Source organism: Deinococcus misasensis DSM 22328 (assembly GCF_000745915.1).
Taxonomy (GTDB): domain Bacteria; phylum Deinococcota; class Deinococci; order Deinococcales; family Deinococcaceae; genus Deinococcus_C; species Deinococcus_C misasensis.
Window position 1 is genome coordinate 1 of record NZ_JQKG01000074.1, and the last position, 13058, is coordinate 13058.

The window sequence follows — 13058 nt, forward strand, 5'->3', positions numbered from 1 at the left end:
GAACTCGAAGAGGCCGCCATGGTTGACGGGGCTTCCCCCCTGCAAACCCTCTTCAAAGTGCTGTTGCCCGTGATGGGTCCCGCTCTGGTCACCACCGGACTGCTGGCCTTCATCAACGCCTGGAACGAGTACCTGTTCGCCCTGACCTTCACCTCCGACAACCGCACGGTGCCCGTGGTGATCGCGAACTACTCTGGGGCTTCACAGTTCGAGTTGCCGTGGGCGAACATCATGGCTGCATCGATTCTGGTGACCGTGCCCCTGATCATTCTGGTGCTGATTTTCCAGAGGAACATCATCTCCGGTCTCACCTCTGGTGCCGTCAAAGGTTGAAGCCCAAAAAAACATTCAAAATCATCAGGGGAGGCACATGGCCTCCCCTCCCTTTTTGACCATCACTTTTTGAGGTACATCGCCAATCCCAGAGCCATCAAAGCAAGGGTTGGCAACAGTGCAGAGTAAAGTGACGCTCTGGGGGCCAATCCGAATTGCACAAAGGCAACGGTCATCACCAACAATGCCCCTGCAATGCCCATCAACATGACTCCACTTCGGCGGTTCTTCATCACAGTGTCATCATTGTGGCAAGAGATGACTTACAGAACTCTTGTTTGACTTGTGAAAAGAACCGTGGTTTTCAATCAAAGTGAATGAACTCAAAGGGATGCTCAAGATGTCATTTTGTCATTTGCAAAAACAAAGATCAAAATACAGTTGATCCCCTGTTTGAACCCAGACAACAAAACCCCCGGATTTCCGGGGGTTTTTGGTCAGAAGTGAAAAATCACTTCTTCTTGTTGCGGTAGCTGTCACCAAAGCGTTTGGTGAATTTGTCCACGCGACCTTCGGTGTCCACGAAGCGGTCTTCGCCGGTCCAGAAGGGGTGCACACCACTCCACACGTCCACGTGGATCTCGGGCTTGGTGGAGTAGGTTTCCATCACAACTTGACCCTGGTAGATGATCTTGCAGGGAACGACTTTGGGGTGAATGTTCTTCTTCATGGGTCTCCTCCAGCACTGCGTTCTGCCTGATTTTGGGTGGCTTAGGGCGCAGTCAACTTTGCGATTATATCACAGATGCTGCAAAACGCCATTCACATTATTGGCCGAGAGCCGAGAGCAATCTGCCTCAGGTCGGTCCAGAATGTCAACCTGACCATGAGATTTTCTTGTTTTGATCGGTGAGACAAGAGGATGGATCAAGCCTTCTCAGTTCTCTGCCAAATGCTCCCAATTTTGCAGGAACTGAAGTTTGGATGGAAGAATCACATCAAAACACCATCCCATTCATTTCTTTTTGCCCTCGGCCCTCGGCCCTTGGCCCTCGGCTTGCTGCACATCCCTGCCCCGAGCCAGATCCCTCACCCCTCTGCGCCCAAAAGTATGGGCGATGTCCCGCTCTGAGAGCCTGAGGGTGGTGGGTCTGCCGTGGGGACACACCCACGGATTCTGGCAGTTTTTCAAGCCATGGATGAGTTCCTGACCATGGTCTGAGCGGATCTGTCCGGCTTTCAGGGCAGGCAGGCAGGCCAGTCGGGCCAGCACATCCCGCTCAGGATCCGATCCAGAGACCACGGCATCCATCACCAGTTGCACGGCATTCTGAATGGGCAGTTTGGTGAGGGTTTGCGGAATGGACCGAATGCGCACCAGATTGGCTCCAAAGGGCTCCAACTGAAAACCCCACCCCACCAGCATGGGCGCACGTTCCAGCAGGATGCCCAGAGCCTCAGACCCGAGTTGCACCAGCTCTGGATTGGGAAGGTCCAGAGGTTCAGACTGGCGGAAAGCTTTTTGCAGTTTCTCGTACCAGATGCGCTCAAAAGCGGCGTGGGCATCAATGACCCACAAATCGCCTTCGGCTTCTGCCAGAAAGTACAGTTCGCGGTACACACCGATCATGCGGAAGTCGGGCAGGCCGTTCTGGTCCTGCACAGGCTCTGTGACCACTCTGGGTTGAGGGGCCGCTTTGGCCAGAGGGTGCTGTTGCAGGGCAGCTTGAACCGCTTGCTTGAGGGCTTCTTGTACCTCTGAGAGGTGCTGGAACGCCACCTGGGTTTTGGTGGGGTGGATGTTCACATCCAAGGTCTCGGGGGGCAAAGTGAGGTTGAGGATGCAGGTGGGTGCCTGCCCTGCTGGTAGGAATTCCCCGTAACCCGCAATAATGGCATTCTCCAATTCAGTTGTGGCCTGAATCGGTCTACCATTGACAGCGAGGTGCATGCGGTCGCGCCTCGGGCGGGTGAGTTCCGGTCTGGAAATCACCCCCTGTACAATGGGGGTTTTAACGCTCATCATGCGGTTGGCACTGAGGGGGCCAAAAACAGTGCCAACTGCATGGATGAGGTCGCTGCTGGCGTGCTGAAATTTCACTTCGCCGTCCAGAGTGAGTTTGAAACTGACGTTGGGATGGTGCAGGATGTAACGTCCCACCAACATGATCACATCCCGATACTCGATGGAAGCCTGCTGCTGGATGCGCAATCTGGCGGGCAATTCTTCGAACAGCTTCATGACCGTAACCCGGGTTCCTGCCGAGCAAGCCACCGGAGACACCCGCACCCGGTCCTGAAAAGCAAACAATTCCATGCCACCCAACTGGTTCTGCGGACGGGTGGTGATTTGCAGGTATCCAGCGTAAGCAATGCTCCAGAGCGCCTCTCCGCGGAACCCTAGGGTTCGGATGGCGTGCACGTCTTGCATGTCTTTGATTTTGCTGGTGGCGTGTCGCAAGGGGGCTCTGGCCAGATCTTCTGCAGCAATGCCGTTTCCGTTGTCCCTGACCCCAATGGAGGTCAGTCCTCCGCCAGAGAGTTCGATGTCAATGCGGGTGGCACCTGCGTCCAGGGCATTGTCGATCAGTTCGCGCACCACATCCAGAGGACGGGTGATCACTTCTCCAGCCGCGATCAGGCGTTGGATGTCGATGGGCAGAATTTCGATCACGATGGTTCTCCTGCATGCAGCAGCATCTGGAGGTCATGCAAGGTTTTGAGGGCTTCCAGAGGGGTCAGTCTGCTGACTTCCATTGTACTGAGTCTACGCAGGACATCGTGGTACTGTTCCTGTTCTCTGGCCCGGAAAGAGCGCAGCAGTTTGTCCGCCCTTTCGGTGACTCCAGAGGGCAGACCGGCCAGTTTGGCCACGCTGACCCCGTAGGATTCGCTGGCGGCCCCTTCCATCACCTGATGGTAGAACACCAGACCTCCGGCTTCTTCCTGTGCAGCCACATGCAGGTTCACCACACCGGGCAATTTGCTTTCCAGATGGGTCAGCTCAAAGTAGTGGGTGGCATAAAGGGTGTAAGCCCCGAGCATTTGCAGGTGTTCCAGACTGGACCACGCAATGGCCAGACCGTCCAGTGTGGAAGTGCCCCGGCCCACTTCATCCAGAATGATCAGGCTTCTCGGGGTGGCGGTGTGCAGGATGCCTGCGAGTTCGGTCATTTCGACCATGAAGGTGCTGCGGCCTCCAGCCAGATCGTCGCTGGCCCCAATGCGGGTGTGGATGGCATCGAAAAGGGGCAGTTCTGCCACCTCTGCTGGCACAAAAGAGCCAATCTGGTGCAGCAGTGCACACAGGGCCACCATGCGCAAATAGGTGCTTTTCCCAGCCATGTTGGGACCAGTGATCACCAGCAGGTGCCTTGAGGGATTCATCAGGGCATCATTGGGGATGAATTTGTCTCCCAGTGTTTTTTCCACAACAGGGTGACGGGCTTGTTTCAGGCACAACTCGGAAGAAGGTCTGGGCCGGATCCAGTGCTGCTCTGCGGCCACCTCTGCCAGAGTGCACAGGACGTCCAGATCCGAAAACGCCGAAGCCAGCAAGGACAGGTGGTCTGCATGGGTTTTCAGTTCGTCCCGCAGGCCCTGAAAGACTTCGGTTTCCAGAGCAATCGCAGCACTTTCGGCTTTGGCAATCTGACGTTCCCGATCACGGATGTCCGGGCGCACGAACCTTGCCCGGTCTTTGAGGGTGGCAATCTGGTGGTAGTCGTCAGGGATTTTGGAGAAATGGGCACTGGTGACTTCAAGGTAATAGCCGAAAACCTGATTGTAGCCCACCTTCAGGTTGCCAATTCCGGTTCTGACACGCTCTTGCTGCTCCAGATCGGCCATCCATGTGCGTCCTGACAGGGCATCCTGACGCAAAGCATCCAGATCTGCATGGAAACCATCCCGGATCAGGCCCCCTTCAGAAAGTTTGATTGGGGGATCCTCCACCAGAGCTGCCCGAATCAGGGCCACCGCTTCTGGCAGGTCGCTCAGGCGGTTTCGCAGATCGAGGAGCAGTCCAGAGAAACCTTTCAAAGCCTCTTGCAACTCTGGGAGGAGTTCGAGGGTGCGGGCCAGAGCTGCCACTTCTCTGGGGGTGGCCCGGCCTGTGCTGACCCTTGCAGACAGGCGTTCCAGATCGTGTGCACGGTACAGTTGACTGCGGATTTTGTTGCGGGCCAGACCATCCTTCACCAGATCTTCAACCGCTTGCAGGCGGTCTGCAATCAATGCAGGGTCCAGCAAAGGCTGCCTGAGCCACGCTCTGAGCCTGCGTTTTCCGCCCGAGGTGCGCGTCTGAGAAAGCACATCCAGCAAAGTCAGGCTGCCTGCACTGTTGGGTTTGAAGACCTCCAGAGCGTTCAGGGTGCTCTCTGGCAGGTGCATGTGGGCACCCGGATCAAAACGGGTCAGGCGGGTGACCATGGTGAGTGGCCCTTGCTGGGCAAAACTGGCATATTGCAGGGCAGCCCCACAAGCCCGCCTGAGGGCCACATGGTCCAGATGGTCTGGAATGCGCCCAAATTGCTTGGAAATCGCTCCTTCACAATCTGCACCCTCAAACGAGGTCTCGCTGAACATGATCGGAAAACGGGTCTGGAATTCTGCGTACAACACCGGGTTGTCTTTCAACTCTGGGGCCAAGAGCAACTCTCTGGGACGGTGCTTGGAAAGTTCATCGTAGAGGGCACCTCTGGAGGTCAGGAGGGCACATTTGAATTCTCCGGTGGACACGTCCAGCAAAGCCAGAGCGTATCCATCTCCGGTGGCCACGGCTCCGAGGTAGTTTTCTTCGGTACCCAGCAGGCGTTCTTCTGTCAGGGTGCCGGGGGTGAGAAGCTGGGTGACGTTTCGGTGAACCAAACCACCGCCCGGTTCTTCGAGTTGATCGGCAATCGCAACCTTCACCCCGAGGTGCAGCAGTTTTTCCACATGCGGATCCAGTGCCCGGATGGGAATCCCTGCCATGGGCGTGACGAAATCTTTGCTGGTTTTGTGTGTGAGGGTGATCCCGAGCAAACGGGACAGGCGTTCTGCATCCTCACCAAACGCCTCGTAGAAATCTCCGACCTGAAACAGCAGCAGGTAATCTGCATACTGATCGCGCAATTGCACGTACTGTTCGAGCATCGGGGGCAGTGCCCCGTCACCTGTGCCTTTTAAAACCAATCTTCCCGAGAGGGACATAGATCCACAGTATAGCAGGAATGAAGATGTTTTGAACGTAATTTCAATATTTTTATCCATTCAAAACGTAATTTCTTTTGCTTCAATGGACAACCGAAAACAACAGCGGATTCGCTTTGGCCTTCTGCTTTCAGCCTTTTGTCTTCTCCCCATGCCTTGTGTACGAATCCCGACTGCCCTCCTCTCCCCCATCTGGCACAATCCAAATCCAAGGAGGTCCGACCATGTCCAGAGTGACTGCTGTGCTGACCCGTCTGGATGAAGCACGCAAAGCCCTGTCCGAATTGAAAAACCTCGGGATCAGCGAGCAGCACATCCTGTTCAGCCATCCAGAGACACCTGAAAAACTTGCCGACACCATGCAGGAATCTCAGGGTGAGTTGAGCGAAAACACCCGCAATGACCTTGCTGTGCAAAACGCCAACCGGGACCTGTTTTACATCCCTCCGAACAACACGATGGGACCCACAGGGATGGCAGGCATCGGCATGGTGGTTCCTGTTCCACCTGCGCCAGATGGAGAGGTGGCAGAGGAACACCTCAACCTTGGAAACACGGCGCGCCCTGCTTCTGATGCAGAAACCGATTTTTACAACGAAGCCTTGCAGCAAGGCCACATTCTGATTTCGGTGAGCACAGAGGACAGCGTGCAAGACGAACAGGTGCGGGATGTGCTGATCCAGCATGGCGGGCATTTTTACATCCGCTGATGTTTCATGCTTGAAAAAACCATTTTTGCTGTAATGGAGCATGAACTCTGGTTTTTTGATGCATCAAAATGAAGTGAAACGCACGGTGCTTTTTGATCCCAAATACACCACCCTGAACACCGAAACATTGGTGCTGGATTTTCAAAAACCCCCCATCCCCATGGCCTACTTGGAAGAAAAACCCAATCTGGACCATGAAATGCACCGTATGAACCACGTTCTGCTTTATGCTCTGGGTGGCACCAACGTCTGATGGAACAGAAAAAAAGCAGGGCAAATTCAACTGCCCTGCTTCTTGCTCCTGCGGTTCTGGTCGAGACTTCCGTCTCAATCGTCAAAGTCAAAAGAACTGCGACCGCTCTGGTTCAAACGCTGTTCCAGCAGACCTTTGAGGGTTTGCATTTCAGAGCGTTCCAACTGGTTGACGTTCTCAATGATTTGATTCAGCAAAGACCTGCCCTTCAGACCGGATTCTGAAGACTGAACCAGCACTGTGCCCTGCCCAGTGAAATTGATCTGCTTCTCTTCCCCACTGGTGGTGAGGCCCAGCATGCTGGCCCCCATGCTCAGGACATTGCGCACATAAGCATAATCGTGGTGAAAAGAAGGGGTTGGGCAGTCTGCCCACCCGAGCAATGCCTCAGGATCCACACGCACAGGGGGCTCCATGAAGTGCACCATCCCATTGCTGGAGGCCAGCATTTTCCCGGTGCCCAGCAAGGTCACATAACCGGGGGTGACACACTCTTCACAAGTCAGGGTGGGCTCATAGGCGAGCAGGTTGGCGGCCTTGATGGTCATGTTGGCGTTTTCCAGATCGTAGCTGTTGATGTGGTTGCCACTGTCTCCCAGCACCAGTTTGCCGTGCCCGGTCACCACAATATAGTCGCCACCATAAGCCGGAGCATTGAAGGCATTGGAAACCATCATGTCAATGATGCCAGAGCCCAGAGCTTCAAAGCGCAAATTGCCGTAGTAGGCAATCATTTTGCCTTTGCGGACAATGTAGTCTTTGGTGACGTCCACACTGAAAGCATAGGAATTGATGTTGTCGTTGGAGGGCAAGGTGTTCACATTGAGGATGTTCATGGTCTCCCTTACCTTTCGTCGGCCTGCACGTACACGGTGCCCTGACCGGTGAATTTGAACTGGAAGCTCTCACCTGAACCCTGACCCACAAAGGTTTTCCAGCTCACATCGGTGTGAATCTGGCTGGTCAACTGGCCTTTGTGCCCCACGTAAGCTTGTGGGTCCACAAAAATGGGGCGGCTGGGATCCACCTGCAATTCGATCAGGTCGCCAGAGGACAGGATCACCACATCCCCATGCCCATCCAGTGTGGTGGTGAACAGCCCTTGACCGGCCATTGCACCCCGGACCAGACCGCCCAGACCACCCTGATTGCCCAGAAATTCTGTGCCCGGACGGATGGTGTGGTCAAACGCCAGCACACACTCGCTCTCCACGTACAACCTCTGGCCTTGCAGGGAAATGATGTTGATCATCATGCCGTGGTATCCGTACAGGATTTCACCCCGGCCCTGAGCTTTCATCAGGTGCAGGCCCTCTCCGGTGACCTGTCGCATGGCAGCCTGTTGCAGGGTGCCTCCACTCAAAAATGCACCCTGAAATTGGACGTTGCCTTTGTAAGCCAGCATGGAGCCCTTCTTGGCGTAAAGCTCCTCACCAGAGTTCAGATCGACCTGCAGCAACTTTTCGTTGATTCGGGTGTATCGGGCCATGGTTTACCTCTCCGCGGGCTGGATGAACACCACGCCCTGTCCAGAAAATTTCAGTTGAAAACTTTCACCCGAGTCCTGACCGATGAAGGTTTTCCAGTTGACATCAAAAACAAAATCCTGTTGCAGGTTGCCTTTGTAGGCAATGAAAGCATCTGGATCGACGCACAGAGGCATCTGGGGGGTCACTTCCAGAGCAATGATCGGGCCTTCAGAGAGCAAGGTGACGGTACCGTGGCCTTCCACCGTGGTGGTGAAGAGGCCCTGCCCTGAAGTCATGCCACGCAAACCCCTGAACACCACATCGGTTCGCACGTTCTGGTCGTAGGCCAGCAAACTGCTGCTTTCCACAAACAGTTTTTCTCCGTTGAGGGGAATCACGTTGACTTCCCGGGCATCGCGGGCAAAAAACACCGTTCCGCTGCCCTGACAGACCATCAAGGGGATGCCTTCTCCAGTGGCTGCACGCTTCAATGCCTTGAAGAGGCCCCCGGATCCACCCAGAGAAGATTTTTCAAACTTGACGTTGCCTTCGTAGGCCACCATGGAACCGGCCAGCGCAAAAACCTTTTCGTTGCTGATCTGGACCTGCAACATGCGTTTGTTCTTGTTTTCGAATCTCGGCACAGGAACTCCTTTTCTCTGTTGATTGTGTTGGTGTGGTGTTCAGAGGGTATCACGCAAAATGGCCCGAGCGGGAGCAGCATCGGCTTCTTGCAGATTCAGGGGAAGACAGACCAGTTCGTAGGTTTTGAAGTCCACGCCGTTCAGGTCCACCCCTTCCAGAATCAGGATCTGGTTTCGCAAGCAGGCCTGATGGGCAGGCAGGTCTTTGGAGGTCAGGTGGTCCACACTGGGCGCATCTGTGACCAGCAATTTCACCCCTTTTTGCCCAAGCAGATCAATCAAAGCAGGATCAAAATGGCTGAAGTCCGTGGGAAAAGTGGTCCATTCAGAGGGCTCGCCAGTGAAAAAAGCCACCCGCTCTGGAAAGGCTTCAAGACCATCCAGCAAAGAAACAGGCAAGACTTTGTGGCCTCTGGCATCCAGCACCAGACAGGGACCGATCAGGACCTCCAGAGGGATTTCGCCCAATGGAGATCCTGCATCGCTGTAGTGCAAAGGGGCATCCAGATGGGTCCCGAGGTGGGTGGTGGTGACCAGACGGCCCACATTGACACTGGACCCTTCAGAAATCTTGGCCACCATTTCAAAGGAGCACTCCGTGTCACCGGGCCAGGTGGGAAAACCACTGTGCAGTTTTCGGGTGATGTCAATCATTCTTCTTCATCATAAGGGCTTTCCAGCAGAGAGACGAGGTCCAGAGATGCCAACTTCCAGGTGCCTTCTTTTTTGAAGGTCAGGGTCATGCCGTGTCTCTTGGCAATCGGGTAATCGTCAGGATTCTGGGGGGTATATGCAAAATCGATGGTCACATAAACCTGCGCTTCTTGAGGGGTGTCTTTGATGACCTGGATGGTGTTCCAGTAAAACGCTCCCATTGCCTCAGGGGGTGCATCGAACCAGTCGGCCCAGATTCTGCCCTGTTCCCTGATGCGCTTGGCACGGTCCATCAGGTTGGCGGTTTGCTCTGGGGTGCGTTTGACGTCTTTTTCAAGCACTTTCTTGTTGATTGCTGCAAGGTTGTAAAGGTCTTGAAGCACCTGCACGGCAGGGACCAGAGGATCGTCTTGCAGGGCCACCAGTTTGTTGTTCACCGTCCGATAAGCGGTCATTCTGGTGGATCCTGAACGGTCGTCTGAAACCACCACATCGTACAGGCCATTTTTGCGCTTGATGGAGGCGGACAGGTACACCCCTTGCTCCTGACTGCCTTTGGGCGGTTTGGGAAAGGTCAGGCCCAGAGGGGTCACTTTGAATCCTTTGGAGGTCTTGTCAATCAGGACCAGTCCCATTTGTCCATCTTTGACGTAAGCGTTTTTGGGGCTTCCATACACGATGGACATCACTTGCTTGCCATTGGTGGCGGTGAAAGGACCCGCAACCAGACTGTAGGTGGCATCCTCTGGTCGAATGCCTGCCATTTTGGGGTAATCCATGTAGCCATAGGTGCTCAAGAGGTCTTTGATGTCTGGCAGATAACTGTTGATCCATTTGCGCGATACCGGGTCCACGGATTGCAGGTAACTGTCGATCCGGTTCTCTTTGCCTTGCAAAATCAGGGTCACCACATCCGACATCACGGCAGAAGATCCGCCCGAACCGGAGTCCGCCCCTTCTGGAACATCAAACCAGCCATCCAGAACTTTGGGGAAAGCACGGGTGTTCACCAGATACTGACCGTTCACAAAAGAGTAGACCTCTGGCAAGGCAATGCTTTCTGCAAAGCTCATGCCAAATGCATAAGCGAAACGCCACTCTGCAGAAATCAATTCCAGAGGGCCTTTTCCATCCAGCTGTTTGGGTTCCAGCATCTCAGAGTGTGCCGTGTCGGCCACCAGAATTTTGCGTGGAGGGGTGGTCAGGGAATACACATGTTGGGTGAAACAGCAGTGGGCTCCGCCAGAGAACATGCTGATGTTGATCTCTGGGATTTTGTCTCCTGTGATGTCTTTGCACCACGCCACATTGCCCATGGCGTCTGTGAAGGTGGCAACGGTACCTGTTTTGCCCTTCAGGATGATGCGGGTTTCCCTGAGCCCATCCGATTCTTTTTCTTGGGTGATGATGTTGTAATTTCCACAGGTGGTGATGGGCTTGGGGTCACTCTGGGCATGGCCCTGCCCCAGCAAACCCAGAGCCAGCAGACCAGCAGACAGTTGAACAATGCGTTGATTCATTCTTCCTCCAAGGATGCATTCCTGCAAAACCAACCGGACAAACTGTTCTGCAGGGTGATTTCAAACTTACCACTCCCTTGCCAAAGCCGAGGTGACCAAGCCGAAAGCGTTCTTTACAGGTTTCTTTAAGCCTGCTCCCATCAGGCTTTCATCTTTCGTTTAGTAAACCTTGGACTGTCTGCCCTGTCCTGAAAAGCCAGACTTTTCTGAACATCACCCCCCTAAACGCTTTGCTGCGCAAAAGACACAGCATGGGTTGGCCTGACCAGAGATTCCTTTCCCAGAGGAGTTTTTGAAAAACATGCCTTTCTTTTCAGATCTGTTCAGAAGCCCCTGCCATACTGGAAACTGGAAAAGCCTGCTGAATCTGAACTTCAATTTTTTGCATTTGTCTATAAATTCGTATAGACATTCATTTCAATTTTGTCTTGTTTATGTAACAATCTTTCTGGTTATCCCAATTGATTATTTCCTGTCCCCAGGAACACGTGTTTGCTTGCTTCAAGACCACTGTGCCTGTCTTGCCTGCTGCCTTTGTGAACCAGCAAGACTGGCCTTGACCTGTCGCATTGACAGAAAGGAAGTTTCATGCGCCCAACCTTCTCCAGAGCAAAACTGTTGACCCTGTCCTTCAGTGGCCTGTTGGCCATCACCGCTTGCAGCCAAACCCCAGGCCCAGTGGTGGATGCCAAACAAAACGCTGTGCAAGCCCAGGCTGTCACTGGCGGATTCAAAGTGGCAAACGGCAAACTGGTGGATGCCAACGGCGTGCCCTTCATTTTTCAGGGCATCAACCATCCCCATGCGTGGTACACCTACACCACCAACACTGCCATTCCTGCCATGCGTGACAAAGGGGCCAACAGTGTGCGTCTGGTGCTCAGCAGTGGTTGCCGTGGATGGTACAAAGCCCCCGCCAGCGAAGTCACGCAGCTGATTGAACTGGCCAAATCCAAGAGCATGGTCACTGTCCTTGAAGTGCACGACACCACCGGCTATGGCGAAGACGGAGCAGCCTGCACCCTCGACAATGCCGTCAATTACTGGCTGGAAATCAAAGATGCTCTGGTGGGTCAAGAAGCCTATGCCATCGTCAACATCGGCAACGAACCTTACGGCAACAGCAACACCGGCAACTGGGCACCTGCCACCAAAGCCGCCATCCAGAAACTGCGCACCAACGGCATCAAAAACACCATCATGATCGACGGACCCAACTGGGGTCAGGACTGGTCCAACACCATGCGCGCAGAAGCCGCATCCATTTTCAATGCCGATGTGGACAAAAACCTGATTTTCTCCATCCACATGTACGAGGTCTACAACACTGCCTCCAGAGTGAATGAGTACATTGATGCCTTTGCAACCGCAGGTTTGCCTCTGGTGGTGGGTGAGTTTGCCAACACCCACAAAGGCCAGTTTGTGGACGCAGCCACCATCATGAGCAGTTCCAAGGCCAAAGTGAACGGCTACATCGGCTGGTCCTGGTCTGGCAACAGCGGCGGTGTGGAGGCTCTGGACATGGTCAACAGCTTCAATGCCAGCAGCCCGACCACTTGGGGCAACATGATCTTCGCTGACCTTGCCACCTCCAAGGTTGCAACCGTGTTTGATGGTCCACTCAACAAAACCCCCACAGTGGCGATCAGCAGTCCCACCGAAGGCCAGAGTTTCGCCTCGGGCAGCACTGTGAATGTGACCGCCACTGCAAGTGACACCGACGGCACCGTCAGCAAAGTCGACTTCTATGTCGATGGTGTCCTCAAACTCTCCGACACCACCGCCCCCTACACCTACGCTGCCACCGGCCTCACCGCAGGGGCACACGCCATCCGTGCAGTTGCCACCGACAACGGCGGAGCTTCCAGCAGCGTCACCCGCAACATCACCATTCAGGCCAACGCTGCCCCCACCCTCAGCGTTTCTACCCCCACCGAAGGTCAGAACTTCGCCACGGGAACCACCGTCAATGTCTCCGCCACCGCCACCGACAGTGACGGCGTCGCCAAAGTCGAGTTCTTCGTGGATGGCGTGCTCAAAGCCACCTCCACCCTGGCACCTTACAGTTACGCTGCCACCGGCCTCACCTCTGGAGCCCACACCGTGCGGGTGGTCGCCACCGACACCAAAGGTGCAGCCAGCACCGTCACCCGCAACATCACCGTGGGCACCGTGAACACACCCCCCACCCTGAGTGTCACGAGCCCCACCGAAGGCCAGAGTTTTGCTGCAGGAGCAAGCATCAACATGGCTGCGACAGCCACGGACAGCGATGGGGTGGCGCGGGTGGACTTCTACATCGATGGGGTGCTCAAGCTTTCTGACACCACTGCACCTTACAG

13 protein-coding genes are annotated in these 13058 nt (G+C 54.7%); 4 read left to right on the forward strand and 9 right to left on the reverse strand.

The window, feature by feature from the left end; genetic code table 11:
• On the forward strand, nt 1-333 hold a 333-nt coding region (locus Q371_RS22155), incomplete at its 5' end, for a carbohydrate ABC transporter permease (RefSeq protein WP_034344834.1).
• A gap of 62 nt (nt 334-395) precedes the next feature.
• Here the strand turns inward: Q371_RS22155 and Q371_RS27395 are convergent.
• From Q371_RS27395 to mutS, 4 genes are all read right to left on the reverse strand, one after another.
• Nucleotides 396-566, reverse strand: coding sequence for a hypothetical protein (locus Q371_RS27395; protein WP_157442883.1), 171 nt, complete (start codon nt 564-566; stop codon nt 396-398).
• A 218-nt stretch (nt 567-784) separates the two neighbouring features.
• A complete protein-coding gene (rpmE, locus tag Q371_RS22160) occupies nt 785-1003 on the reverse strand; it encodes a 50S ribosomal protein L31 (protein WP_034344837.1) in 219 nt (72 codons plus the stop codon).
• 285 nt (nt 1004-1288) lie between these two features.
• Nucleotides 1289-2947, reverse strand: coding sequence for a DNA mismatch repair endonuclease MutL (mutL, locus tag Q371_RS22165; RefSeq protein WP_342668535.1), 1659 nt, complete (start codon nt 2945-2947; stop codon nt 1289-1291).
• Nucleotides 2944-5466 carry a DNA mismatch repair protein MutS gene (gene mutS / locus Q371_RS22170; RefSeq protein WP_034344844.1) on the reverse strand — a complete coding sequence of 841 codons (2523 nt, stop codon included), beginning with the start codon at nt 5464-5466 and terminating at the stop codon, nt 2944-2946. Before mutS ends, mutL begins: the two co-directional genes overlap by 4 nt.
• Before the next feature lie 224 nt (nt 5467-5690).
• Here mutS and Q371_RS22175 point away from each other — a divergent pair, with 224 nt between their 5' ends.
• Both Q371_RS22175 and Q371_RS22180 read left to right on the forward strand, forming a co-directional pair.
• The gene (locus Q371_RS22175; RefSeq protein WP_034344847.1) at nt 5691-6176 is read left to right on the forward strand and encodes a hypothetical protein; all 486 of its coding nucleotides are present in this window, start codon (nt 5691-5693) and stop codon (nt 6174-6176) included.
• A gap of 40 nt (nt 6177-6216) precedes the next feature.
• Nucleotides 6217-6429 carry a hypothetical protein gene (locus Q371_RS22180; protein WP_034344850.1) on the forward strand — a complete coding sequence of 71 codons (213 nt, stop codon included), beginning with the start codon at nt 6217-6219 and terminating at the stop codon, nt 6427-6429.
• A 74-nt stretch (nt 6430-6503) separates the two neighbouring features.
• On the opposite strand, the gene Q371_RS22185 is transcribed toward Q371_RS22180, so the two are convergent.
• From Q371_RS22185 to Q371_RS22205, 5 genes are read right to left on the reverse strand one after another with little or no spacing between them, the layout of a single operon-like run.
• Entirely contained in the window at nt 6504-7265 is a 762-nt protein-coding gene (locus tag Q371_RS22185) for an AIM24 family protein (protein ID WP_034344852.1), read from the reverse strand.
• An 8-nt stretch (nt 7266-7273) separates the two neighbouring features.
• A complete protein-coding gene (locus Q371_RS22190; RefSeq protein WP_034344855.1) occupies nt 7274-7918 on the reverse strand; it encodes an AIM24 family protein in 645 nt (214 codons plus the stop codon).
• A 3-nt stretch (nt 7919-7921) separates the two neighbouring features.
• The gene (locus Q371_RS22195) at nt 7922-8542 is read right to left on the reverse strand and encodes an AIM24 family protein (protein WP_211253883.1); all 621 of its coding nucleotides are present in this window, start codon (nt 8540-8542) and stop codon (nt 7922-7924) included.
• A 39-nt stretch (nt 8543-8581) separates the two neighbouring features.
• Nucleotides 8582-9196: a cyclase family protein gene (locus Q371_RS22200; protein WP_034344858.1), complete on the reverse strand. Its 615-nt coding sequence runs from the start codon at nt 9194-9196 to the stop codon at nt 8582-8584.
• The gene (locus Q371_RS22205; protein WP_034344861.1) at nt 9193-10716 is read right to left on the reverse strand and encodes a hypothetical protein; all 1524 of its coding nucleotides are present in this window, start codon (nt 10714-10716) and stop codon (nt 9193-9195) included. Before Q371_RS22205 ends, Q371_RS22200 begins: the two co-directional genes overlap by 4 nt.
• A gap of 588 nt (nt 10717-11304) precedes the next feature.
• On the opposite strand from Q371_RS22205, the gene Q371_RS26230 reads away from it, so the two are divergent.
• On the forward strand, nt 11305-13058 hold a 1754-nt coding region (locus tag Q371_RS26230; protein ID WP_051965070.1), incomplete at its 3' end, for a glycoside hydrolase family 5 protein.